Origin of the sequence: Cnuella takakiae (genome assembly GCF_001953305.1) — a bacterium.
Classification (GTDB): domain Bacteria; phylum Bacteroidota; class Bacteroidia; order Chitinophagales; family Chitinophagaceae; genus Flavisolibacter; species Flavisolibacter takakiae.
The window spans coordinates 146,132-172,074 of sequence record NZ_MTFE01000010.1 but is presented as its reverse complement, the minus strand read 5'-3'; the positions used below and the strand labels follow the sequence as shown (position 1 = coordinate 172,074).

21 protein-coding genes are annotated in these 25,943 nt (G+C 52.0%); 14 read left to right on the top strand and 7 right to left on the bottom strand.

The window, feature by feature from the left end:
- Positions 1-233: 233 nt before the first annotated feature.
- Complete coding sequence (locus tag BUE76_RS24640) at positions 234-596, bottom strand: hypothetical protein (protein ID WP_173702652.1); 363 nt, start codon at positions 594-596, stop codon at positions 234-236.
- On the opposite strand from BUE76_RS24640, the gene BUE76_RS01170 reads away from it, so the two are divergent.
- The 4 genes from BUE76_RS01170 (at position 583) to BUE76_RS01155 (ending at position 5,510) form a co-directional block, all read left to right on the top strand.
- The gene (locus BUE76_RS01170) at positions 583-1,851 is read left to right on the top strand and encodes a BNR repeat-containing protein (protein WP_073039327.1); all 1,269 of its coding nucleotides are present in this window, start codon (positions 583-585) and stop codon (positions 1,849-1,851) included. The genes BUE76_RS24640 and BUE76_RS01170 overlap by 14 nt on opposite strands.
- Positions 1,852-1,866: 15 nt before the next feature.
- Complete coding sequence (locus tag BUE76_RS01165) at positions 1,867-3,003, top strand: glycoside hydrolase family 88/105 protein (RefSeq protein WP_073039326.1); 1,137 nt, start codon at positions 1,867-1,869, stop codon at positions 3,001-3,003.
- Positions 3,004-3,298: 295 nt separating this feature from the next.
- Positions 3,299-4,162, top strand: a complete 864-nt coding sequence (locus tag BUE76_RS01160; RefSeq protein WP_073039325.1) for a glycoside hydrolase family 16 protein — start codon at positions 3,299-3,301, stop codon at positions 4,160-4,162.
- A 130-nt stretch (positions 4,163-4,292) separates the two neighbouring features.
- On the top strand, positions 4,293-5,510 hold the full coding sequence (locus BUE76_RS01155) for a DUF2264 domain-containing protein (RefSeq protein ID WP_073039324.1): 1,218 nt from the start codon (positions 4,293-4,295) through the stop codon (positions 5,508-5,510).
- 159 nt (positions 5,511-5,669) lie between these two features.
- On the opposite strand, the gene BUE76_RS01150 is transcribed toward BUE76_RS01155, so the two are convergent.
- From BUE76_RS01150 to BUE76_RS01140, 3 genes are all read right to left on the bottom strand, one after another.
- On the bottom strand, positions 5,670-6,023 hold the full coding sequence (locus BUE76_RS01150; RefSeq protein ID WP_073039483.1) for a bleomycin resistance protein: 354 nt from the start codon (positions 6,021-6,023) through the stop codon (positions 5,670-5,672).
- A gap of 46 nt (positions 6,024-6,069) precedes the next feature.
- Positions 6,070-6,654 (bottom strand): YdeI/OmpD-associated family protein, encoded by a 585-nt coding sequence (locus BUE76_RS01145; protein WP_073039323.1) that lies wholly within the window; start codon positions 6,652-6,654, stop codon positions 6,070-6,072.
- A gap of 62 nt (positions 6,655-6,716) precedes the next feature.
- On the bottom strand, positions 6,717-7,094 hold the full coding sequence (locus BUE76_RS01140) for a VOC family protein (RefSeq protein ID WP_073039322.1): 378 nt from the start codon (positions 7,092-7,094) through the stop codon (positions 6,717-6,719).
- Between the two features lie 396 nt (positions 7,095-7,490).
- On the opposite strand from BUE76_RS01140, the gene BUE76_RS01135 reads away from it, so the two are divergent.
- From BUE76_RS01135 to BUE76_RS01090, 10 genes are all read left to right on the top strand, one after another.
- Complete coding sequence (locus BUE76_RS01135; protein WP_143157163.1) at positions 7,491-8,657, top strand: ribonuclease D; 1,167 nt, start codon at positions 7,491-7,493, stop codon at positions 8,655-8,657.
- 214 nt (positions 8,658-8,871) lie between these two features.
- Positions 8,872-9,915: a pectinesterase family protein gene (locus BUE76_RS01130; RefSeq protein ID WP_073039481.1), complete on the top strand. Its 1,044-nt coding sequence runs from the start codon at positions 8,872-8,874 to the stop codon at positions 9,913-9,915.
- Between the two features lie 180 nt (positions 9,916-10,095).
- The gene (locus BUE76_RS01125; RefSeq protein ID WP_073039320.1) at positions 10,096-11,721 is read left to right on the top strand and encodes a glycoside hydrolase family 43 protein; all 1,626 of its coding nucleotides are present in this window, start codon (positions 10,096-10,098) and stop codon (positions 11,719-11,721) included.
- 391 nt (positions 11,722-12,112) lie between these two features.
- Positions 12,113-13,393 carry an L-fucose:H+ symporter permease gene (gene fucP, locus BUE76_RS01120; protein WP_073039319.1) on the top strand — a complete coding sequence of 427 codons (1,281 nt, stop codon included), beginning with the start codon at positions 12,113-12,115 and terminating at the stop codon, positions 13,391-13,393.
- Between the two features lie 140 nt (positions 13,394-13,533).
- The gene (locus tag BUE76_RS01115; RefSeq protein WP_073039318.1) at positions 13,534-14,298 is read left to right on the top strand and encodes an SDR family NAD(P)-dependent oxidoreductase; all 765 of its coding nucleotides are present in this window, start codon (positions 13,534-13,536) and stop codon (positions 14,296-14,298) included.
- A 261-nt stretch (positions 14,299-14,559) separates the two neighbouring features.
- Complete coding sequence (locus BUE76_RS01110) at positions 14,560-15,414, top strand: fumarylacetoacetate hydrolase family protein (RefSeq protein ID WP_073039317.1); 855 nt, start codon at positions 14,560-14,562, stop codon at positions 15,412-15,414.
- 160 nt (positions 15,415-15,574) lie between these two features.
- Positions 15,575-16,402: an amidohydrolase family protein gene (locus tag BUE76_RS01105; protein WP_073039316.1), complete on the top strand. Its 828-nt coding sequence runs from the start codon at positions 15,575-15,577 to the stop codon at positions 16,400-16,402.
- A gap of 10 nt (positions 16,403-16,412) precedes the next feature.
- Positions 16,413-17,201: an SDR family oxidoreductase gene (locus tag BUE76_RS01100; protein ID WP_073039479.1), complete on the top strand. Its 789-nt coding sequence runs from the start codon at positions 16,413-16,415 to the stop codon at positions 17,199-17,201.
- 204 nt (positions 17,202-17,405) lie between these two features.
- Positions 17,406-18,428, top strand: coding sequence for a zinc-binding alcohol dehydrogenase family protein (locus BUE76_RS01095; RefSeq protein WP_073039315.1), 1,023 nt, complete (start codon positions 17,406-17,408; stop codon positions 18,426-18,428).
- Between the two features lie 68 nt (positions 18,429-18,496).
- Positions 18,497-18,832 carry an L-rhamnose mutarotase gene (locus BUE76_RS01090; protein WP_073039314.1) on the top strand — a complete coding sequence of 112 codons (336 nt, stop codon included), beginning with the start codon at positions 18,497-18,499 and terminating at the stop codon, positions 18,830-18,832.
- 168 nt (positions 18,833-19,000) lie between these two features.
- Here BUE76_RS01090 and BUE76_RS01085 read toward each other — a convergent pair whose 3' ends face one another.
- From BUE76_RS01085 to BUE76_RS01075, 3 genes are all read right to left on the bottom strand, one after another.
- Positions 19,001-22,561 (bottom strand): PAS domain S-box protein, encoded by a 3,561-nt coding sequence (locus BUE76_RS01085; RefSeq protein WP_073039312.1) that lies wholly within the window; start codon positions 22,559-22,561, stop codon positions 19,001-19,003.
- 258 nt (positions 22,562-22,819) lie between these two features.
- Positions 22,820-23,395 (bottom strand): nuclear transport factor 2 family protein, encoded by a 576-nt coding sequence (locus tag BUE76_RS01080; RefSeq protein ID WP_143157161.1) that lies wholly within the window; start codon positions 23,393-23,395, stop codon positions 22,820-22,822.
- Between the two features lie 56 nt (positions 23,396-23,451).
- Positions 23,452-25,926, bottom strand: a complete 2,475-nt coding sequence (locus tag BUE76_RS01075) for a TonB-dependent receptor (RefSeq protein ID WP_073039308.1) — start codon at positions 25,924-25,926, stop codon at positions 23,452-23,454.
- Positions 25,927-25,943: the final 17 nt, after the last annotated feature.

Sequence of the window (25,943 nt, the reverse complement as noted above, 5' to 3'; positions counted from 1 at the left end):
AGGCCGTTTTTAGCGGGTGGTGAGTAGCTCAAAAAGTTTGAAAATCAACAACTTAGTAGAACTACTTAAGGGTTTTGCTATAGAAAAATCCCCTTCTGAATGGAAGGGGATTATATCTGGGTAAAGTAGCATACTTTATCCGGGCATGTTTTCAAGTTTCGGATTATTGGTTTTTCAACGGCCCAATTTCTTGTTCAACAATTGGATTAGGTTGGTTATTCATAGATTATATATTATAAGTCAAAGCCCATACCATTAACGGCAAACATGCTTACTTTTTTACCAATAAACTGTAAAAGTTGAAAGTTCTTTTTCAAGCAATGCCGCCTTGCACCGCTATTGCGCCAGCACCTTTCTTGATCATTTCTAAAAGAAGGCTTTCCATTTCCTTGGGTTCCAATATTTTTTGCCGGTAATAAAGCGGCAGCAAAACTGGATTGCGGCTTATGTTTGCCGGGATCAACCCGTTTTTTATTGCAACCTACCTGGATGATTACCGATTGCTTTGGCAGCCTTTCCACATCAAAGCGGCAGCATAGCCCTGCCCGCAAACAACTATGTTTTTGCGTCCTGCTGCTGGCAATGGTTATTTCCACAGGCGCACAAAAGGTCCGGCTGGTACCCGTTGCCGAAGGCTGGAGCGCCAATACCGTAAATGTTACCGTCTTTCGCAAAAACGCACTCGCTTCCTATAAGGATACCCAGTACATCGCTTTTTACAACCCCGATAGTTATGTGGTGGTAGGCAAGCGCCGCATCGGCGGCCAGCAGTGGCAGGTGGTGCAAACCCCTTTCAAAGGCAATACCCGCGATGCCCACAACATCATTTCCATCATGACCGATGGTGCGGGCTACCTGCACATGGCCTGGGATCACCACAACAACCCCTTGCACTATACCCGGAGCATTGCCCCTGGCGCCCTCCAATTTGAGCAACCCCAACCCATGACCGGCACCAGCGAGGCCAAGGTATCATACCCCGAATTTTACCGCCTGCCCCAGGGCGATCTCCTCTTCCTGTACCGCGATGGCGGCTCGGGCAATGGCAACCTGGTGATGAACCGCTACGACCTGCAAACGGGCCGCTGGCAACAGGTGCAGCACAACCTCATTAGCGGTGAAGGCAAACGCAACCCCTACTGGCAGGCATGCGTAGACAGTCGCGGTACCATACACCTCTCCTGGGTATGGCGCGAAAGCCCCGATGTGGCTTCCAACCACGACCTCTGTTATGCCCGCTCCACCGATGGTGGCATCAGTTGGGAGCGTTCGGATGGCCAAGCTTACCGGTTACCCATTACCGCAGCAAGTGCCGAGTATGCATGGCGCATCCCGCAACAAAGCGAACTGATCAACCAGACTTCCATGTTTGCCGATGAAAAGGGCCAGCCTTATATTGCCACCTACTGGCGGGACAGCACCAGCTCCGTACCGCAATACCGCATGGTGTTCAGCAGGGAGGGCGTTTGGCAAATGCAGAACCTGGGTTTCCGTGCCCTGCCTTTTAGCCTCAGTGGTGCGGGTAGCAAGGCCATTCCCATTGCCCGTCCGCAGATCATTGCCTGGCGCAGGGGTAGCAAATGGGCGGCGGGCCTCGTGTTTCGCGATGCCGAACGCGGCAGCCGTATATCCATTGCAGTGAATAAAAATCTTAGGCAAAAAAAATGGAAGATCAGGGACCTGGCTACCGATGCTGTAGGCAACTGGGAACCATCGTACGATACCGAATTGTGGAAAGAAAAAAGGTTACTCCACCTCTTTATGCAACCCGCCATACAGGTGGACGGCGAAGGCGTGGGTACGATGAAACCGCAGATGGTGCAGGTGCTGGAATACCGCGTACGCAAATAAGGAAATTGTTTTGCCATGAATAGACTTCGATTATTTACAGGACTGTTGTTACTGGTGTTAAGTTCCTGTGCCGCTACAAAGGGTAGCAAGAATTTTGGTTCCCGTAAAGATTCCGTGCTCGCCATCATCAACAAGGTGAACGGGTACTGGCAGGCCAACAATGCACCACAGCAGCGTGCCTTCTGGGATCATGCCGCCTATCATACCGGTAACATGGCGGCCTACGCACTCACCCGCAATGAAGCTTACCGCAAATACTCAGAAGACTGGGCGGTGCACAACGAGTGGAAAGGCGCCAAATCGGATAAGAAAGAAGAGTGGAAGCTGACCTATGGCGAAAAGGATGACTACGTGTTGTTTGGCGACTGGCAGATTTGTTTTCAAACCTATGCCGACCTATACCAACTGGATAAAGACCCCAGGAAAATTGCCCGTGCCCTCGAGGTGATGGAATACCAGATGAGCACGGAACGCAACGACTACTGGTGGTGGGCCGATGGCCTTTACATGGTGATGCCCGTAATGACGAAGCTGTATACCGTCACCGGCAACGCGCAGTACCTCCAGAAGCTGGAAGCATATTACCGCTACGCGGAAAGCATTATGTACGACAGTGCCGCAGGCCTGTTTTACCGCGATGCCAAATACCTTTATCCCAAACACAAGAGCGCTAATGGCGGGAAGGATTTCTGGGCACGCGGCGATGGATGGGTATTTGCCGGATTGGCCAAGGTGCTGCAGGACCTGCCCAAAGATGCGCCGCAGCGCCCGCTGTTTGAAAGCCGTTACCGGCGTATGGCGCTGGCCATCATGCAAGCGCAGCGCCCCGAAGGCTACTGGACCCGCAGCATGCTCGATTCCGAACATGCACCCGGCCCCGAAACCAGTGGTACGGCGTTCTTTACCTATGGCTTTTTGTGGGGTATCAACAATGGCTACCTCGATAAAAAAACATACCTGCCCGTAGTGCAGCGCAGCTGGAACTACCTTTCCACAACAGCCCTCCAGCCCGATGGCCGGGTGGGCTATGTGCAGCCCATTGGCGAAAGGGCCATTCCCGGGCAGGTGGTGAACCAGCAAAGCACCTCCAACTTTGGCGTGGGCGCCTACCTGCTGGCGGCAACGGAGTTGTACCGGTTGCTGGATAAGTAGTATTGCTCACAGATGGCACAGATGACACGGATGATTTTGATTTGATGCTTACCATAATCCAAACACCGGTTATTACAAGTTGGAATTTGTAACAAAAAACAATGCTTTTGCAACCAGAAAATATCTGTGTCATCCGTGCCATCTGTGAGCAATATTTCCCTTTACATCTGCCCACACTGGCAACTCGGAACTGGCAACCTGCAACTGACCTTAATGCTTTTGCACCTAGTAAGTCATCCGTGTTATCCGTGCCATCTGTGAGCACCCTTTAAAGCGCACTTCAACATTTTACCATATGCAATCAAAGCTCTTCTTCCCACATTTCGCGTTGTTACTTGCCGCTATGCTGGCAGGTACGATCAGCAATGGCCAGCAATCTGCCCGTGACCCTTTCGCCACTGATGGCTACCGCCTGAGGTGGGCCGATGAATTCAATAAAAAAGGCAGTCCCGATACAGCCAACTGGGGCTATGAACAAGGCTTTGTACGCAACAACGAACTACAATGGTACCAGCCGCAGAATGCATGGTGCGCCAATGGTATGCTGATCATTGAAGGACGGAAAGAACAAAGAGCAAACCCGCGTTATGCACAGGGCAGTAACGACTGGCGTTTTAAACGCGATTCCATTCATTACAGTGCGGCATCCCTGCTTACCCGGGGCAAAAAGCAATGGCAATATGGCCGCTTCGTGATGCGGGGCCGTATCAAAGCTAGTGCAGGCTTGTGGCCGGCCTGGTGGACCCTGGGTGTAAAAGGCCAATGGCCAAGCAATGGCGAGATCGACATGATGGAATATTACCGTGGCAGGCTGCTGGCCAATATTGCCACGGGTACCCGCCAGCAGTACAAGGCACATTGGTTCAGCAATACGTTTTCGGTGGACTCGTTGGGCCAGCAATGGGCAGATCAGTTTCATGTATGGCGCATGGACTGGGACCAACAGGCCATTGCCCTTTATGTAGACGATATCCTGCTCAACAAAGTGCCCATGGATTCGCTGGTAAACCGCGATGGTACCGGGATCAATCCATTCAAGCAACCGCATTATATGCTATTGAACCTGGCAATCGGTGGCGATAATGGTGGTGATCCTTCGGGTACTAAATTTCCTACACGAATGGAAGTGGATTATGTACGGGTGTATCAAAAAGATTAGTGCCGGATGGGATAAAAATCCGTTCCTATCCGTTTTATCCGTTCCATCCGTGTTCCTATCCATGTTGCCTATTCCTAGCGCTCTTCCAATAGTATCGTCCAACTGGTATCCAAAAAGAATTTTCCTTTAGATGAAAAAAGTACTGGCCCTTATCTGCACCTGCTTTTTCCTGCAGGTAACAATGGCACAAAAAGCTACCGACCGCCAGCTATGGCTGCGTTACCTCGATAAGGTGGCAAGGCCTGTTTTCTCCAACCTGGCTGCCGATAACTTAAAAGCTAATATGCCGGTACAACTGGCGCCAAAAGTTGACAATGCCCAAAGCCGCACTTCGGTATCTTACCTTGAAGCATTTGGCCGCACCCTGAGTGGTATTGGTCCCTGGCTCAATAACGAAGGCGGTGGCAAAGAAGAAGTGGCCCTGCGCAACCAGTACCGCCAGTGGGCATTGCAGGCACTTGCCAACGCGGTGAACCCCGCTGCCAAAGATTACCTGCAATGGAACGGTGGACAGCCGCTGGTAGATGCTTCCTTCCTTGCTTTTGGACTGGTGCGTTGCCCCTGGTTGTGGGACCATGCCGACAGCAGTGTAAAGGCAGGAGTGGTTACGGCTTTCAAACAAACAAGGGCCACCGTGCCGGCCTATACCAACTGGATATTGTTCAGTGGCATGATCGAAGCTTTCTTTTGCCGTTACGGCTACGAGTATGATGTGGTGCGGATTGAATTTGCCGTGCGGGAATTTGCCCATCACTGGTATGTGGGCGATGGATTGTTTTCCGATGGGATGAACTTTGCCATGGACTATTACAACAGCATCGTTATCCATCCTTACCTCGCATCTATTGTGGACATCATCAATGGTAAAACCAGGCGCTTTGGCTGGTTTGCGCCTCACCTCGATAAGATCAATAAACGCTATGCAGAGATACAGGAACGCAGCATCAACACCGATGGTTCTTTCCCGGTATTTGGCCGCTCCATTGCCTACCGCAGCGGTGTGTTTCATCACCTGGCCGATATGGCTTTGCGCAACAAGCTGCCTGAATCCTTATCGCCTGCTGCGGTGCGCAGTGCACTTGCCGCAGTGCTGCAAAAAACATTAGGTGCTCCTAAAACCTTCAATGAGCGGGGCTGGCTCAATATCGGCCTGCACGGCGCCCAACCTGGCCTGGGCGAGCCTTATATTACTACCGGCAGTTTGTACCTGGCTGCCCATATCTTCCTGCCTTTGGGCCTGCCCGATACAGATCCTTTCTGGGCTGCACCCGCAGCACCGTGGACGGCGGTAAAAGTTTGGAACGGTGAAGATATACCCGCCGATCATGCAGTTGAAGTGAAGTATTAGGGCGTTACCCGTTGCAGGTTGCAAGTAACAGGAGGTAAGACAGCATTCAACTGGAAAAAGTATAGGTGCGGCGCTTTGTACATTGGTATTGCCCATTAAACGGTAACCTGCTACTTGGAACCTGCAACCTGAAACTGCAACTTGCCACCTGCATTCCGCTCACAACGCTTCACCAAACGTGAGCAGGTTACCATCCGGATCGATTAGGGAAAACTCTTTGATGCCCCATGGTTTTGCTTGCAGGGGTGCGTTGGGGTGAATGGCTATGTTCTGGTCCAGGTACGATTGGTACGACTCCTCGATACTATTGGTGCGGATATACACCTGTCCGTAATTTTCTTTGGTGTCGAGTGCCGGAAACAAAAAGAAGTGTATTTCAATATTGTCTTTTTGCAGCATCAGGTAATCTGGGTAGTCTGCATGCCCCCATTGTGCAAAACCCAACTGCTCGTAATAAGCCTTTGTGGCAGCTTTGTTGCGCATGGGCAGCTTGGGGTTGATGGCGGTAAGCATGGGGCTCTTTTTGTAGTGAAATGTTCTGGTGATAACAAAGGCGCTATCAATCATTCAGCCCTTTCCCTTCCAGTATTTGCGCCCTGTGTTTTTCAATCCTTGCCACCCTTGTTTTTGATTGTTTGGGTTGTGCAAAATGAAAAAGGTAAGCCCTTTGCCTGCCGGGCGTGAGGGCTTCGAAAGCGGCTTTGAGTGCTCCATCGCCAGCCACAACCTGCAGCCATTCTTCAGGCGCTGTGTAGTCTGCTGTTTTTTTCAGCGTTACTTTCAATCCCGCCCTTTCCACTGCTATGGCTTCGCGGATACAGGCTGCCAGCACAGCAGCATTGCTCCTGATGGCAGCAACATTGGTAAAACGAATTTGCCTTGCCGACTGCACGTTTTCGGTTTGTTGGATCAGCAGTCCGTGTGCATTGTTGAGCAGGGCGCCTTTAAAGAACAGCAGGGCGCAGTATTCCTTGAAGCCATGAATGAGTACCACGTTCCGGCCCTCCATTGTATAACAGGGACAGCCCCATTTAAGGTCTTCCTGCAGCCCGCTTTCCAGGCATATTACGCTTAGTTGCTCGTAGGCTTCCTGCCAGGGGCTTGCTTCCTGGAAGAACCATTCAACTTTTGGATTTCGGTTCATGTATTGCTGCCTTGTTTGATGATGGCAAAAGGCTAAAATAAAATAACCCTTGTTATGCCTGGTTAGTCAACAGGCTCCCACAGTTCTATCTTGTTGCCTTCCGCATCAAGGATGTGTACAAACTTGCCGTAGTCGTAGGTTTCAATGCCATCCAAAATGGTCACTCCGCTTTGCTGTAATTCCGCAACCAGGGCTTCCAGGTTTTCCACGCGGTAGTTGATCATAAACTCTTTTTCGGAAGGCGCGAAATAGCCCGTCGATTCCGCAAAAGGACTCCACTGCGTGGTGCCTTTCTTTTCGGGATCGGCAGCATCGCGCCACTCGAAACTTGCACCATAGGCGTTGGTGTCCAAACCCAGGTGTTGCTGGTACCATGCCCGCATGGCCTCGGGGTCTTTGCTTTTGAAGAAGATGCCGCCGATGCCGGTTACTTTTTTCATTTGAGGTGGGTTTATTGCAACTGAAAGTAAGCTTTCTAGCCATTACTGATTGCTGTTGGCGGCTCTTACTTTTTGTACCCTGCTTTCAGGCTGGGGTGCAACTAACCGGTAGCCAAAGGGTCGGCAGCGCAATAGCCTGGAGCATCAAAACAGTCCATGCTATTTTCAATAAAACCACAGTAACAGGGTTTATGGAACCAAACAGCATTGCTACTATAGGGCTGCTCTTGCGTCGCACGCTTGTACTCCGGTGCTACTAACGGGCAAGGAGCCACAGCCCTCCCCCGGTCGCAACAATTACCCCCCGCCTTGGCGCTTCCTGCTTATTTTTGCCCCTGTTTCCCGGTGCGTGGCTTTCGATGGCTCCGCCCGCTTTTTTATCTTAATACCTGCCCTTTGCTTCACGCTACCCGCACACATCAACCCGTTATATATATCGCGCAGCAGGCCCAGATGGCATCCTGCCTGCAGCAGCTTGCTGCAGCACCGGTGATCTCTTTCGACCTCGAGTTCGACAATAACCGCTATTCCTACGGGGTTACCCTTTGTTTGATACAGGTGGCCACCCCCGATGTTTGCTATATCATAGATCCCATGGAGGAGCTGGACCTGGGCGGCCTCTACACCATTTTTGAAGACCCCAATATTCAGAAACTGGTACACTCGCCCGGCGAGGATTTGCGCCTGTTGCATAGCCTGGGTTGTTATCCCAAAAACGTATTCGATACCGAGGTGGTAGCGCGCCTGCTCAACTACGAGCAAACCTCGCTGGCCAATATGCTGCGGGTAGCGCTCGATCACCACATCAGCAAGCAGCACCAGAAAAGCAACTGGCTGCGCCGCCCCTTGTCGGAAGGGCAGATACAGTATGCCGCCGAAGACGTGGTGTGGCTGCACCCGCTTAAGGACCTGTTGGTAGCCGAGGCCGAAGCCCGCGGGCTCATGCCCTTTGTGCGCGAAGAGCAGGCCCTGCTGAGTACTACCATTCACCAGCCGCAGCAGCGCACCAGCTTTTTAAAACCCGCCGACCTGCACCAGCTGAGCCGCCGCGACCAGTATATCACCAATGAGCTGCTGCGCCTGCGCGATGAACTGGCCCGCGATATCAACAAGCCGCCTTACCAGGTGATGAACGAAGACCTGGTGCGGGCCCTTGCCTGCGGGCAGTTGCCTCCCGACAGCGTGATTGACGATCCGGGCGTGCATCCCCGTTATAAGAACAGCCGTTTTGCCAACCGCATAGCAGGCATTCTGAAAGCTGCCCGTACCGAGGCCAATGCACAGGGCTTGTCGCGGGAGCTGCCCACCCGCGAGCCCCGCAGCCCCGAGCAACACGCGGCTGCCCGCAAGGCTTCGCACGATAAAGAGCACCTTTTTGCGCCCATACAACAAGCGTTGGTAAAGCGATATGGCACTTACGCCACCCAGCTGATGCTGAGCAACAGGCTGGTAGGCGAGATCCTCAATGGCAATGCGCAGCTGCCGGGTTACAGAAAGGTACTGTTTCGGGAGATTGCCGCGGAACTCGGGCTTGATGTGAGCGACTACCTGAGGGAAGAATAAGGGTTCTCACAGATGACACGGATAATAGACGATGGACGATGGACAATTGACCATGGTCCATCGTCCATCGTCGTTTCCTTTCTTCCTTATTGGTTTGTTTGGCTGTTTATCCGTGCCATCCGTGGCATCTGTGAGAACCTGCCGAACCTGCCCTCACTAGGAAGCGGCCATGGTACAGGACAGTGCGCTGCGCCCAGCCCTTATTTTTACAGGTATGCAGATAACGATTCCTCGCCGGCCCATCCTGCTGCTCCTGTTGTTGCAGCTTCTTGTAGGCAACCTAATGGCGCAAACCGCCAACCCGCAGCAATACAAGTACGTGTTTACGGTAGCCAAGGATGGCACCGGTGATTTCAAATTCATCCAGGATGCTATCGATGCCATGCGCGTATACCCCTTGCAGCGCATCACCCTCTACATCAAGAACGGGGTGTACAACGAAAAGATCCAGTTGCCTTCCGACAATACCGATGTCACTTTCATTGGCGAAAGCGTTGAAAAGACCATCATCACCTTCAGCGATTATTCGGGCAGGGGCAGGCATACCACTTTTACTTCCTATACCGCTAAAATTTCGGGCAACCGCTTTGTGGCGGAGAACATCACTTTTGCCAACAGTGCCGGCCCGGTGGGACAGGCGCTGGCACTCTATGTGGATGCCGACCGGGCCGTGTTCCGCAATTGCCGCTTCCTGGGCAACCAGGATACCATCTATGCTGCGGGTGAAGGAGCAAGACAGTTGTTTGTCAACTGTTTTATTGAAGGCACTACCGACTTCATCTTTGGGCCTGCCACTGCAGTGTTCCAGGCCTGCACCATCCGGGCCAAATCCAACTCTTATATTACGGCAGCCAACACACCCAGGGGCAGGCAGTACGGCTTTGTATTCCTCGATTGCAAGGTGCTTGCCGATAGCGCTGTAACCAAATTGTTCCTGGGCCGTCCCTGGCGAGCCTATTCCCGCACGGCATTCATTCGTTGCGAACTGCCTGCTGTTATTGCACCCGCAGGCTGGGATAACTGGGGTAATACCGCCAATGAGCAAACCGCCTTTTATGCCGAGTATAAAAATGTTGGCAAGGGCAGCAATACTGCGGGCCGTGTACCTTGGGCAAAGCAGCTGACCAATCAGGAAGCGCAGGAATATACTTTGGAAAAGATCTTTGCCAGCCAGCCTCAGGCGGTTGAAGACAAGGCCTGGTACCAGCCTGCACCAGCTGCAGTTTTTAGCTGGCCTGCAGCACAAGTTGCCAGGTAAGCGTATCAACTTGTGTTGAACTTCGCCTTTGCTGTTTTGAAGTATCGCAAAGAGCGCTAAGCAAACGCGGAGGGCGCAAAGAAAATCCTTAGCGTTCTTTGCGCCTCCTTTGCGCTCTTTGCGATACTATATCGCTCATTAATCGTTGCTCATTAGGCAGCAATATCCAATTCTCCCGATATGCGTTTTCCTATTCTTCTTTTGCTTGCCGGGCTCACATATACATCCGCCGCTCAACAACCTTTTGTTTCCAAAGTATGGGTTGCCGACAATGGCGACGGCACTTATAAAAACCCCATTCTCCACGCCGACTATTCCGACCCCGATGCCATCCGTGTAGGCGATGATTATTACCTCACTTCTTCTTCGTTTGAAGATGTGCCGGGCCTGCCCATCCTGCACTCGAAAGATCTGGTGAACTGGCGCATCATTGGTCATGCATTGCCGCGTCAGTATCCTTATGCGCACTTCTCCGTACCCCGTCATGGAGAAGGGGTGTGGGCGCCCGCGCTGCGCTACCATAAAGGCGAGTTCTACCTCTATTACCCCGATCCTGATTTTGGTATTTATCTCACCAAGACAAAGAACCCTGCCGGTCCCTGGAGCGATCCGGTGCTGGTAGTGGGCGGTAAGGGGCTGATCGATCCCTGCCCCCTTTGGGATGAGGATGGTAAGGTGTACCTGGCGCATGCCTACGCCGGCAGCCGTTCAGGTATCAAAAGTGTACTGTCTATAAAGCGCCTCAACCCAGAAGGCACAGCAGCCATCGACGAAGGCGTGCTGGTGTACGATGGCCACGAACAGGATCCTACCATCGAAGGCCCCAAGTTGTATAAGCGTAATGGCTACTACTACATCTTCGCACCGGCAGGCGGCGTGAGCACCGGCTGGCAGCTGGTGCTGCGTTCCAAAAATATCTATGGTCCTTACGAGCGCAAGGTGGTAATGGACCAGGGCGGCACGCCAGTGAATGGCCCGCACCAGGGTGCGTGGGTGAGTACCCAAACGGGTGAAGACTGGTTCCTGCACTTCCAGGATAAGGCTGCCTATGGCCGCGTGGTGCACCTGCAACCCATGCAGTGGAAGGCCGATTGGCCGGTGATTGGCATAGATAAGGATGGCGATGGCAAAGGCGAGCCCGTGCTGCGTTACCCCAAACCCAATGTGGGTAAGCAGTGGCCGGTGCAAACGCCTCCCGACAGCGATGAATTCAATAGTGCGACCCTTGGCCTGCAATGGCAGTGGATGGCCAACCCCAAAGCTACCTGGGCTTTCACCAACCCGGCCAACGGGCTGCTCCGCCTGTTTTCCGACAAGCTCCCCGACAGTGCCCGCAACTTATGGGAGGCATCCAACGTGCTGCTGCAAAAGCTACCTGCCGAAACCTTCATGGTTACTACGAAGCTCCAGTTTTCGCCCAACCCTAAACTGGAAGGCGAAAGAGCGGGGCTGGTGATGATGGGGATGAGCTATGCAGGCCTCGCACTCAAAAGCACCAAGGAGGGTATGCAGTTGGTAAGCCTCCGTTGCAAAGATGCCATCAAGGGCAGCAGGGAGCAGGAAGTTTTAATTGCACCTGTTAGTACGCCCATTTTATACCTCCGTATGAAAGTAGGTAAAGGTGCGCAATGCCGCTTTAGCTATAGCCTGGATGGAAACCGCTTCGTAGATGCGGGCGAACCCTTTACCGCTGAAATGGGCCGCTGGATTGGTGCCAAGATGGGCCTGTTTTGTACCCGCAACACGCAGATCAACGATGCGGGTTTTGTGGATGTGGACTGGTGGCGGGTAGAGGCTTTGAAGTAGCCGGTTGCAGGTTGCCATTTGCCGGTTGCTAGTTTCAGGTTACAAGTTGCAAGGAGCGGACTGCGAGCTTCAAGCTTCAAGTATTTTTAAACTAATAACCATGCAATGATTCCGTAGAGATGGGTGCACCAATTTTCAGTACTGGCAGAAAGCCCGTATTTAAATACCTGCAACCTGCAACCGGTAAGTGCAGTACAGTTACCCCATCCTCCTTTCTTATTTTTCCCGTTCTGCCATTAAAACACGGCGGCCGCAAGGCTGCCTGTGTGCCTGCTATGCCTTTTCGGTTTGATTGTTCCGGTGGCCAGGATACCGGCAACCGGCAACCTAAAACGGGTTTCATATGCCAGCATATCCTTATATTCCATTTTTCTAACGATTCATTGCCCGTATGCAACAACGTAACAAATACCTGTTCCCTTTTATCCTGGTCACCAGCCTGTTTTTCCTGTGGGCCTTCCTGCACAACATCAATCCCATCCTGATCCCGCACCTCAAGAAGGCCTGCCAGCTTACCGATACGGAGTCGGCGCTGATCGATTCTTCGGTGTACCTGGGTTATTTCCTGGTGGCGCTGCCCGCCGGCTGGTTCATGCACCGCTTTGGGTATAAAAAGGGCGTGATGGCGGGACTGCTCCTGTATGGCATTGGCGCTGCGCTCTTCCTGCCGGCCGCCGACAGCCGCAGCTTTACGCTCTTCCTGGTGGCGCTTTTTATCATTGCCAGTGGCGCTACTTTTTTGGAAACGGTGGCTAACCCCTATATCACCAAGCTCGGTAATCCGGATACGGCAACCCAGCGCCTCAACTTTGCGCAATCGTTCAATGGTGTGGGTGCCTTTATCGCACCCATCATAGGTGGCCGCTTTATCCTTTCGGGTATCGAGCACAGTCCCGAGGAGCTGTCCCGTATGGATGCTGCGGGTACCCTCAATTCTTACCTGCAAACGGAAGCTTCTGCTATCCGGTTGCCCTACCTCGTTATAGCCGTATTGGTATTGTTGCTGGCTGCGTTGTTTTTCTTTACCCGGCTGCCCGAAGGCGAAGGCAAAGAAGAAAAAGGCGCAGGTGGTTTTTCTTTCCGCGTCTTGCGGCATGCACAGGTACGTTGGGGCGTGGTAGCCCAGTTCTTCTATGTGGGCGCACAGGTGTGCGTGGGCAGCTTTTTTATCCGCTTTGCAAAACATGTGATGAATATGCCCGAAAAGGACGCGGCATTCTATTGGGGTTCCATTGCCATGGTAGGCTTTATGCTGGGCCGCTTTACCGGTACCTTCTTTATGAAATACCTGAAGCCCGAAAGGCTGCTGGCGCTCTATGCCGTTATCTGCATGGCCCTGCTGGCAGTGGCTTCTTTTGTGCCAGGCGCGGTGGCGGTGTACGCAGTAATGGCCGTGCCGTTTTTTATGTCCATCATGTTCCCGACCATCTTTGCGCTGGGTATCCAGGGACTGGGTGAAGAAGGAAAGATCGCCTCTTCGCTGATCGTAATGTCAATTGTAGGTGGTGCGTTTTTCCCCCTGATTATGGGATGGATATCGGACGCTACCGGTGGTAATATCCAGGTGGCATATATTATTCCCCTGCTTTGTTTTGTGGTGATCCTTTTCTTTGCGTTGCGGCAAAAAGCAGTAGCACCACAAGGAAGCGAAAAGCTGGTGTTAACGCATTGACGAGGACGTTAAGTTTATAAAAGAAGTATCGCAAAGAGCGCTAAGGATACGCAAAGAAGCGCAAAGTATTCTTTGCGGTCTTCGCGCCTTCTTTGTGTTCTTTGCGATACAAAAAAGGTTATAAAAACAGTAGTGTATACATGTTTCAACTAAACAATAAAACAGCAGTAATAACAGGCTCCGGAAGCGGTATCGGCAAAGCCACTGCGCTGCTCTTTGGCAAACAAGGCGCCCATGTGCTGGTAGTGGATCGCAACGCAGAACAGGGTGCCGCAACGGTACAGGAAATAGAGGCCGCAGGTGGCAAAGCCGTTTTCCATGAATGTGATGTGACCAACCAACAGGCGGTAGCTGATGTTTTTGCAGCCATCGGCCAAATCGATATACTGGTAAACAGCGCAGGTATATCGCATATTGGCAAGGCGCACACTACAACTGAAGCCGATTTCGACAAAGTGTTCCAGGTAAATGTAAAGGGCGTGTACAACAGCCTGTACGCTGTGCTGCCCATCATGCAGGCGCAGGGCGGCGGCGTCATCCTCAACCTGGCATCCATTGCCAGCACTTTAGGCCTCAACGACCGCTTTGCTTATAGTATGAGCAAGGGCGCCGTGATGTCGATGACCTTCTCTGTTGCCAAAGATTATATCGGCGATGGCATTCGTTGCAACTGTATTTCACCGGCAAGGGTGCATACGCCTTTTGTGGATGGATTTCTGGCAAAGAACTATCCCGGCAAGGAAGCCGAGATGATGGAAAAATTAAGCAAGTCGCAGCCCATTGGCCGTATGGCAAAACCGGATGAAATTGCGGCACTGGCGCTTTACCTCTGCTCCGATGAAGCTTCATTCATCACAGGCAGCGATTACCCAATTGATGGTGGCTTTTTGCGGTTGAATAGTTGATGAATTATGGTGCAAGCAATAATGAATGGATAATGATTATTTAGCGTAGGGGATGCCGAAACAAGTTCGGCATGACAGGCTCCCGGTAACAGAGAAATGATTCAGTATTGTAGGTTGTCATCCCGTCTCGCCTCAGGCGAGATCGGCATCTTCATCTAATTCAAGCATCTTAATTAACTAATAAATAAGCAACAACTCAAAGCTTGTATCTGTTTGCTTATAGCCAACAGCCAATAGCTAAAACCTAATAGCCCACTCTTTATGAAATTGATTCGCTTTGGTGCACCCGGCGCCGAGAAACCGGGAGTTGTTCTGGACGAACAGTATTATGATGTTTCCCCTTTTGTTGCCGATTATGATGAAGCCTTCTTTGCCGGTAGCGGAATCGAGCAGCTGGCTGATGTAGTAGCAGCTAACAAAGAAAGTTTGCAGCCCGTAGGAAAGGAGGTTCGTTTGGGTGCGCCCATTGCGCGCCCTTCCAAGATCGTGTGTATTGGTCTCAACTACACCGATCACGCCAAGGAAACCGGCGCCACCTTACCCTCCGAGCCGGTGGTGTTTATGAAAGCCACAACGGCGCTTTGCGGTCCCAACGATGATACCGTTATTCCAAGGAACTCTGAAAAAACGGATTGGGAAGTAGAACTGGCTGTTGTGATCGGCAAACGTGCATCTTACGTAGAAGAAGCCGAAGCCATGGAATATATAGCCGGTTACTGCCTCCACAACGACCTGAGCGAACGTGCCTTCCAGCTTGAGCGCCAGGGCACCTGGGACAAGGGCAAGGGCTGTGATACTTTTGCGCCTTTAGGTCCCTGGTTGGCTACCAAAGATGAAGTAGCCGATGTACACAACCTGCGTTTGTGGCTAACCCTTAACGGTGAAAAAATGCAGGACGGCAACACGGCCAACCTGGTTTTCAATATTCCGCATATCATTTCTTATGTAAGCCAGTTTATGACCCTGCTTCCCGGCGATGTGATCTCTACCGGCACCCCTGCAGGCGTGGGCCTTGGTATGAACCCGCAGGTTTACCTCAAGCCCGGCGACGTAGTGGAACTGGGCATCGATGGCCTCGGCACCAGCAGGCAGCAGGTGGTGGCGTATGGTCAATAGTGAATAGTGAATGGTGAATGGTGATTAGTGAGTGGTGATTAATTATAGTTCGGAATTCAGGTTATATCGCTTTCTCCTGCTCAACTGCGCAATCACCAATCACTAATCACAAATACCCAATACCCAATACCTAATACCCCAATCCCTAATCACCTTCCTGATGCGCATCGACGCCCACCAACATTTTTGGCATTTCGACCCGGTACGCGATAGCTGGATCAACGACGAGATGCAGGTCATCCAACACGATTTCCTGCCTGCCGACCTGCAACCCATTTTGGCGCAACACGGCTTTGATGGCTGCGTGGCCGTGCAGGCCGACCAGTCGGAAGCACAAAACGATTATTTGTTGCAGCTGGCTGAAGGCAATGCTTTCATCAAAGGCATTATTGGCTGGGTTGATCTGCAGGCCGAAAACATTGAAGAGCGTTTGCAGCACTACCGCAGCTTTCCGCTCATCAAAGGCTTTCGCCACGTGTTGCAGGGCGAAGCAGACCGTGCATTGATGTTGCGGCCAGCCTTCAAAAGAGGTATTGCGGCATTAGGTGCAGCAGGCTATACCTACGATATCCTGATCTTCACCGACCAACTTGGCTACAGTGCCGAACTGGTAGCTGCATTCCCCGATCAGCCCTTTGTTGTAGATCATATCGCAAAGCCTTTGATCAAAGACGGAAAGCTTGATGGATGGAAGCAGGATATGGAAGCTTTGGCACAGCATCCCAATGTATACTGCAAAGTATCGGGCATGGTGACCGAAGCAGATTGGAAAGCCTGGCGCTACGAAGATTTTGTGCCTTATCTCGACACGGTTGTTGCTGCTTTTGGTATGCAGCGCCTGATGTATGGCTCCGACTGGCCCGTATGTAACGTGGCCGGAGGATACGATGCCATGCTGGGCATTTTGCAACGATATCTTGAAAGCTTTGCTGCAACGGAGCAGGAAGCATTCTGGGGTGGTAATGCCGCCCGTTTTTACAACTTATAATCCCTTAAACATGGATCTGCAATTAACCGATAAAGTAGTGATCGTAACCGGCGCAGCCAAAGGCATCGGCGAAGCCATTGCCCACCGGCTCGCTGCCGAAGGTGCAGTTGTTGCTGTTGTTGGCCGTAACGAAGCCGACAACCAAAAGGTGGTAGACGCTATCGTTGGTGCAGGTGGTAAAGCTGCAGGCTTTGCCGCCGAACTCTCCGAGCCCGAAGCCTGTGCGCAGGCAGTGGCGGCGGTGGCTGCCCAATGGGGCCGCATCGATGGCATCGTAAACAATGCCGGTGTAAATGATGGCGTAGGCCTGGAAAATGGCAGCTACGAACGCTTTATGCAAAGCCTGCACCGCAACCTGGTACATTACTACCTGGTGGCGCACCATGCCTTGCCTTACCTGAAGCAATCAAAAGGTTCGATCGTCAACATCACTTCCAAAACCGCTGAAACCGGCCAGGGCAATACATCGGCCTATGCCGCTGCCAACGGTGGCCGCAATGCGCTTACCCGCGAGTGGGCGGTGGAGTTGTTGAAATATGGTATTCGTGTCAATGCAGTAGTTGTTGCCGAATGCATGACACCTGCTTACGATACCTGGCTCAAAACCCTTAGTAATCCCGAAGAGAAACTACAGGAGATCACGGCCAAAATTCCGCTTGAAAACCGCATGACTACCGGCGCCGAACTGGCCAATGCGGTGGCCTTCCTGCTTTCCAGCGTATCGAGCCACACCACCGGCCAAATGCTCCATGTAGATGGCGGTTATGTGCACCTGGACCGGGCGCTGGCGAATGCATAGCGGACCATGGACGAGGGGCGATGGACCATTGGGTGACGACAGACCACGGACGACGGACGACATTTTCCCAGGTTGTTGATGGTTGCTCTTTGCTGTGTCACAGTACACTAGTCGTCTGTCGTCCGTGGTCCGTCGTCTTCCCCCCATCGTCCATTGTCCATCATCCAACGTCCTCCTCAACACGCTCACTTAAACAAAACCTCCATGCCCGATACAACCCTTGTCTGTACTACTCCTGGCAGCTTTGCTTATGCCGATGCCGATATGCCCGAATTGAAGCCGGGACATAGCATTCTGCAACTCAAACGCATTGGCATTTGCGGTACCGACCTGCATGCTTTTGAAGGCACGCAACCTTATTTTAATTACCCGCGCATCCTTGGCCATGAACTGGCTGCTGTTATTGCCGAAACCGAAGCGGGCAGTGGCTTTGCAACTGGCGAGGCTGTTACCATCATTCCATATTTCAACTGCGGGAAATGTATTGCCTGCACCAGTGGCAAACCCAACTGTTGTGTGCAGATGGCCGTTTGCGGCGTGCATGTAGATGGCGGCATGCGCGGCTATCTTTCGGTACCCAATAGCGCACTGGTAAAAGGCGAAGGACTATCCTTTGAAGAACTGGCCCTGGTAGAGCCGCTGGCCATCGGCGCCCATAGCCTGCAAAGAGCTGTACTGCAGCCCGGCGAAACGGTACTGGTGGTAGGTGCCGGACCCATCGGTTTGGGTACGATGGAGCTGGCTCGTATTGCAGGTGCCAAAGTCATTGCCATGGATATCAACGAAGACCGCCTCCGCTTCTGCCGCGAACAGCTGCAGGTGGCGCATACCATCAACCCTGCTACAGCCGATGCTACGACAGAACTGCATAGTCTTACCGGTGGTGATATGCCCACCGTAGTGATTGATGCTACCGGCAGCCAACGGGCCATCAACGGCTCCTTTGCCTACATGGCGCATGGCGCTCGCTATGTACTGGTGGGTTTGCAAAAAGGCGAAGTGTCGTTCAGTCATCCTGAGTTTCACAAACGAGAAGGCACCCTCATGAGCAGCCGCAATGCCCTGCGCTCCGATTTTGAACACGTTATTGATTGCATGCGCAAAGGCTTGATTAATCCGGCCAATTATATCACGCACCAATTACAGTTTGGTGAAGTAAAAGAAAGCTTTCACCAGCTGCTGCAACCTGAGATGGGAGTCATCAAGGCGATGATCCACATGCCCTGAGGTGTATCGGTTTTTGCTTTTTGCATGAGTGCAAAAAGCCCGTTTAATCATTGCTTATATTTTGCCTGATGAAAAGATATGCGCTTGCACTCGACCTCTACGACGATCCTGCATTGATTGCGGAATATGAAGCCTACCACCGGGCGGTGTGGCCAGAGATACTCAAAAGTATCCGTAGTGCCGGTATCCGGAATATGGAGATTTATCGCCTTGCCAACCGCCTGTTCATGATCATGGAAGTATCCGATGGTTTTAGTTTTGAAGCCAAAGCAGCAGCCGATACAGCCAATGCCAAAGTACAGGAGTGGGAGCAGCTGATGTGGCGTTACCAGCAAGCTATTCCGGGTGGAAAAGAAGGCGAAAAATGGCGCTTGATGGAGCGCATTTTTTCGCTTGGAGAATAGCTGTCTTTAGGTTTTTATTAAATAATGCCGGTAGCATAACCGGCGTAATTCCAACTGCCATTTCAAACGGCACACTACAATAGTTTGATAGAGCTGTCAGCTGGGATACGTTGGTGGTAGGCTTTGCAAGCTTACGCCAGCAATTCCGGTGCAGTGCCGTTGCGATGTTTATCCTCTTTCCACTTGCAATGCAAGGGGCAGCACCACATGAAACACGGCTCCTTCCAAATCAGTTCCTTCTGCCCAAATATGACCGCCCGATCTGATGGCTATTTTGCGGCAAAGGGCCAGGCCGATGCCCGCACCATCATAAGTGCTGCGGTTGTGAAGCCGCTGGAATATTTCAAATATTTTTTCGGCATACTGCGGATGAAACCCAATGCCATTGTCAGTTACCTGTATGTGTGCATATTGCTGATAGGTCAAGGGCAGCGATAAAGCTGCGGCCTGCGCCTCGGATAATTCCGATGCGGTGATGGTTATATGTGGACTGGCTGCCTGCTTGCGAAATTTCAGGGAATTGGCAATCAGGTTGTAAAACAACTGCTTTACTTCATGCTGTATGGCCAATACCTCCGGCAGGTTGTGCACGGTAACCATTGCGCCTTCCTGCTCCAGGTACCAGCTCAGTTCCTGCAATACATTTTGCAATACCAAATCGAGGTTGCAGGCTGTTGCTGGTAGGCTGGACCGCAGGGAAGAAAAATCAAGAATGCTTTTGATAAGGCTGGTCATCCTTTGTGCCGAAGCGTCGATGCGTTGCAGGTAGTTGACCAGTTGCGGCGTAAGGAAACCCTGTCCCCGCTCCTGAAGGAGGTTGGAAAAGGTTAGGATTTTGCGCACCGGCTCCTGCAGATCGTGTGAGGCTACATACAGAAACTCCTCCAATTCCTTATTGGTTTGCTGTAACGCTTTGTTGGCGGTTTGCAGGGCTTGTGTGCGTTCGGCAACAGCCTGTTCCAGCAGGTCGGCGGCAGTGCGCTGGTCGTGAATGTCGGTGCTGGTGCCCACCCAACTGCTGATGGCGCCGCCCCCGCTTTTAAGCACCATGGCGCGTGCCAGGTGCCAGCGGTAGCTGCCTGCATAGTTGCGCAGCCTTAACTGCATTTCCCAGCTTTCCTGCGTAGCCCTGGCCTGGGCAAATGTGCCGGTAAGCTTTGGCAGATCCTGTGGATGGATGGCTCCCTGCCAGGCCAGGCCCAGTGAGCCTGTTTTGTCCAAACCGGTATAGGTATACCATTGCTCACTAAAATATTCCATAGCGCCATCGGGGTTGCTGATCCATGCTTTTTGGGGCAGGGCGTCCAATATCTGCTGTATCCTGCCGGCATGTGCGCCTACTTCAGCTTCCAGCTTTTTCTGCACCGTGATATCGGTCATAGTTACCAGTACCGAAGAAAAGTCGGTGCCTTGCGGAAAGCGCACCGATAGCAATACCCAGATGGGCTGGCCCTGGAGGGTTTGCATCCGCGCTTCCCCTTTATAGTAAGCTTGCTTCGATGCCAGTGCTATCAGCTCCTGGGTAAACACTTCCAGGCTATCGGGCAGAAAGGTTTGGTCCAGCCGGCCAATCAGGTCGGCTTTGCTGGTGGCGCCAAAAAGCTGTACTGCGGCTTCGTTTACATCGTGCACTTCCAGTTTGCTTAAAAAAGCAGGGATGACTTCCGGGTGCTGGCTGCAGTAGTGGCCAAAATTGAGCACGCCCTTTTCCTTCAGTTCTTCCAGGAGTTGCATGCCCTTTGAAAAGTCTTCTTCCCAGATGGCTACCGGTGCACCGTTGAAGATGGCTTTAAACCGGGCTTCGCTTTCCTGGATGCGGTTGGCGGCTTCTTTCTGGGCGGTAATGTCCTGTGCGGCAATGATGGCGTACTGCGGCCTTGCCTGTGCGCTCCCGGTATCAAAAAACACCTGTTTGCGCACGCTCAGCCAGCGTACCGCGCCATCAGGTGCCACCACCCGGTGTTCGAGGTCCATAAAGCCAGGGCCTGCGGGGTCGAGGCATGCGCGCATCATGCGGAAAATGCGGTCTTTGTCGGCAGTGTGGAAACTGGCATGCACCTGCTCCCTGCTTACCTGCCGGGTGCCAGCAGCAAAGCCATAGAGGCTGGCTGCTTCGGGCGAGAGGCTTACCTGCCCGGTGATATAATCCACTTCGGCAATGGCCAGCTTGCCTACCTGTATACCCAGTTGAAGGGTCTGGTTGATTTTGCGCAGCCTGAGCTCGGTTTCTTTTTGCTGCGTGATATCCTGGAACAGGCCTACACAATGCACCGGGTTGCCATGTTCATCAAAAAACAACCTGCGGCATACATGTACCCACTTGTTGGTACCGGTGTCCGGATGCAGCCGGTATTCAACATGGCTGACGGCATTCTTGGTTTGGATATCTGTTGCAATAACCTGCTGCAGGTGGGGACGGTCATCGGGATGTACCAGGGCAAAAAGCTCGGAATGGGAAAGCTTTTGGCCGGGTTGAACGCCAAACAGCTCTCTTGCCCGTTCGTCCAGCCCCATTTCGTCGGAGCCAAAATCAAAAGACCAGGTGCCCAGGCTGGCGGCCTGTAGGGCCAGTTCTTTTTGCAGGGCACTGTTGGCCAGCTGCTGCTCCAGGGCCTTGCGCGAGGTGATGTCGCGGCAGGCGGCAATCATCTGGTACACGGTGCCCTTTTCGTTGCGCACAGGGGTAAGCATTACCTCCCACCAAAACTCCTGACCCGAAGGAAGGGTACAGGGTGCCGTAAAATGACTGATGCCGCCCCGGGCGGCGGTTTGCATGGCGGCAAGGACCGTGGGTTTATCTCCGCCCTGCCACATGTCTACCCATTGCAGCTCCTGGCCAACGCCATTGGATTCCAGCAGGTTTCTGCCGCTGGCGTTCAGGGCTATGAGCTTCCCTTCGAGGTCCAACAGCTTCAGGCAATCGGGGCTTTGTTCAAAAAGGCTTTTGGCCAGTTCTTCGGTGCGGTGCAGTGCCGTACGGGTAGCCTGTTCTTTGGTGATATCACGCGAGGAAGCAATCAACTGCAGTACCGTGCCATCGGCACCGAACACGGGAGTCACCAGCACATCCCAATACTTAAGGGTACCCTTCACCGTTGCACAAGGTGCCGAAAACCTGCTGATACCTCCTTTGCGGGCCTTGTTAACGGCTTCCTGTGCCTGCTGCTGGTGCGATCCCCATAAGCCGGGCCAGTAGCTGCCATATAGCTGGTTAAAGTCGTCTACTTCCATCAGGGCCCTGCCGCAGGTGTTCATGTCCAGCAGGCAGCCATCGAGGTCCAGAATTTTCAGGCAGTCGGGGCTTGCCTCAAATAATGAACTGGCCATTTTTTGCGCCCTGGCTGCATCGTTGATCGGTGCAGGCTGGCTTTGCTGTGCAACAAGCGAAACCAGCACCAGGTCTTTGCCATCGCCTGTGCCGGGAATGGCACGCAGGGAAATAAGATAGGTCTGGTGCTGTATGGTTATTTGCCGCGGAGTGCCGCCGGCTGGCGTCAGTTCCTGCCACATTCCCTGCTGAAAGGTGGCCAGCTCCTGACCAATGGCTTCCTGTGTGGTGCAGCCAGCAAGGCTGCAAAAAGCCTGGTTGGGGTAAAGGATGCTGTTTGCAGGAGAAAGCAGTAGCTGTGGCTGCAGGGCCTCGTCCATAATGGTATACAGCACCTGTTCGCCAAATGCTATCGATGAACCTTGGTGGGTGTGTAGCGGCTGACCACTAATTGGTTTCATTGTTAGAGTTGAAGCCTTATGTAGTAATTATCTTACTAATATAAAAGCTGTAGTCCTGATTTTTAAGTCAAAGGAGGCAATTGTTTGTAGCTGAATGGGAAAAAGAGACAGGATGGCTCTAACGCTGAGGCTTACCTGAAAATGGAAACCAGGCCGCCGGGGGCAAAGCCTGGTTCCAGGAAAATTCTGGTGATGAATTCCATAAAGCGGCCTATTACCTATACAGCGGCAGCAACATGTGCCTTGATTACTTGTAAATCACCTTGCGGCAACTTTATTCATCTTCTTTGGCTGTTTGGGTGGCACCAGCGTGTACCCAAGCGCCTGATAAACTGCCAGGTTATCCCAATAGCTTATCTCCCGGTCAATCTTGCCATCGTCGGTCAAATGACAAACATTGTGGAAAGGAACCCGGATATTTTTTCCATTCATGGTGCAGTTGTAATCGCCCCATACCGATACCCAGTTTCCTTTCAGGTCGCCGGAAACTACCCGAAAAGTTTGCCAGATAAAGTTGGTTTTGCGGTTCGTTTGGATTTTGTAACGCTCCTGCCAGTTGTTCAACTCCTTTTCACGGTCCGCTGAGTCCATTGGCCCGGGGCCCGATGTTTTGAAATTACTGGCCATCAGTTCCCTTGCTTTGTCCAGTTCGCCAGCTACAATGGCGTTGACATAAGCACTCACTATTTGTACATCGCGTTCAGGATTTGGGTTATCGGTAATCAGTTCTTTGTAGTTGAAGCTGGCCTGTGTAGGCGTTTGCCCCATTGTCTGTAGGGTTGCTGTCATCAAGGCAAGCAGTAATAGGATAGAGATGGTTGGTTTGGCTTTCATTGTATTTGTTTTATGGTGAATGATGTGTTGCAGCCGTAATCGGCTGTTGTCTTGTATCAATTGGTCGTAACCCTGCTCCGTTCATCTTCTGAGCCCGAGTTGCGGCTGCGTTGCGCTTTTACTTTGTCGTTGCCGAAGTTGCGGGTGAAGGTGAGCCGGGCGATGGTGTTACCAAAAAGGAGCCTGCCACTGGCAACCAGGTTTTTGTCGGGCTGGTTTACGCTGGGTTTAAATACCGGAGGCCCAAATACATCGGAAACGGCAAAGCGTAGGCTGCTGCGCTTGGCAGCAAACTTTTTTTGAACGCCAATATCCAGGGAGCCGAAAGCAGGCACACGATACACCGAGAACAAAAAGCCCGTGAGATAATAACCCCTCAACTCCGCACTAAAGTCCTTGGGCAGCGTAAAGGTGTGGGCCATCACCAATTGCAGGTTTTGTTGTTGCACCTTAAGTGCATCACCCAGGTAAATTGCGTTCAGCACATTGCGGTTTGCAGAAAAGTTGGTTTGAATATTCCACCAGGGCTTGGGCTGCCAGGGCATGGAGATATTGAAAGAAAATGCCTTCCTGTCGGGTTGGTTTTCGGCAAAAAAGGTCAGCTTATTGGTGGCAGCGTCCACACGGGGCGCAAAATTGGTGATCGCATTTTTTTCGTAGGTGTAGGAAAAGGAAAATATAAGTTGCCTGAACAGGTAATCCAGTTTGATGGCATCCGAAAATGCAGGCTGCAGTGCGGGGTTGCCGGAGAATAACGTGTTGGGATCAACGAAGTAAACAAAGGGAGCCATATCGTTGAAGGTGGGTCTGGTGATGCGGCGGCTATAGGCCAGGTTGATGGATTGCTTTTCGGCCAGCACCTGCGATAAGAAAAGAGTCGGAAAGAGGTTGCCATACTTCCGGTCGATGATATTCTTCACTTTATCTGAGCTCAGGTTGGAAACGGTATGCTCGTAACGCAACCCAGCCTTGATACTGGTTTTTTCGCTCAGTTGGAGGCTCAGTGAAGAATAGGCTGCCTTGATGCGTTCGCGCAGGTAAGAAATATTGGTTAGATCGGGGTCTGGCTTCCATCCGGATGGCTCGCCCCATTCTACCCGCACATCGTTTGTAAACCTTGAAAAGGTTGACTTGATACCCGATTCCAGGGTGGCCTTTTTGCTGATGGTCCACGTATGATCAGCGCTGTTTACCCAAAAGCGTATAGGTGTGGTTTTGTTGCTGCGCAAGGGCTGCTCCCACAACAGATCGCCATTGCCTTTTTCGTACCGGTTGAGATAATCAACGGTATTGGCATCGTGATAATTGATATAATCGGTATTGAAAACCAGTTTGTGCTTTTCATTGAACTGTTGGGTGAGATTAAAATTGGCACTGTGGCTGCTCAATGGATGGTTTTCTTTATTATCAATAGTAACAAGGGTATCCAAAATGCCGTCTGCCAGTATATGGCTCCGGTTTAATGCATCCATCGAAAAGGTGTTGTGCAAATAGGTGCCCAGTACGCCGATGGTCGTTTTTTTGGAGAGTTCTACATCCAGCCCCAGTCGGGCATTATGATTGAGCCTGTTGGACCACCTGTCGTTGATTGCATTCGTTTCTACTTTCCGGTTGTCCTGGACTACCGTGCGGTTGAAGATGAAATAGGTGATCAGGTTTTCTGTATTGAAAGAGTAGTCGCCAAACAAGTTGAATTTCCCTTGCCGGTGGTTGAAGTTCATACTGGCGCCGGCCTGTGGTTTTTTACCCATGCCTGCTGTTAATGCATAGTTGCCATTGGTGCCAAACTGCTGGTTTTCCTTCAGCACGATGTTGATAAAGCCTGCATTGCCTTCCGCATCGTAGTTGGCGGGCGGTGTGGTAATCAGTTCTATTCTTTCAATATTGGCGGAATTGATACTCGCCAGCAATTGTATTACGGCTGATATCGGCATGCGGCTGATCTTGCCGTTGAGCATTACCACCACGCCATCCTTGCCATTCATCGACAGGTTATTGTTTTGCTGGTCAACAATAATTCCCGGCGAGCGTATCAGCACATCCAGCGCCGTGGTGCCGGTGTTTACAATGCTGCTCGCCACGTTGATCACCATGCGGTCGATCTTTTGTTCAAACAGCGGCTTTTTAGCAGTTACTACCACGGCTTCAAGGGTAGCTTCTTTTTCAGTCAGGTTCAGGTCGGTGCGTACCGTTGCATCTTTTTGTGCCACCTCAATGGGCTGCGAATAGGTTTCTTTCAACCCACTGAAACTGGCTGCCACCAGGTAAGAGCCTGGTGCCACATTATCAAACTGGAACTGGCCGCCCTGTTGGGTTATGGAGCCTTTTACGAGTGCGGAATCCTTGGTGCGGAGCAGTAAGATGGTTGCAGCCGGGAGGGGTTGGTTGTTCTGGCCCTTCACCACGCCCTGTACCCTGGCCTGTGTACGGGCAGGGTTTGGGTGCAGGATGCATAACAACAGGCAGAAAAAGAAAAGGGTATAAAAAGGGTTTGTAGAAGGCTTCCATTGGAGTTTTCCAGCAGGTTTCATAATGCTTTGGTTTGCAA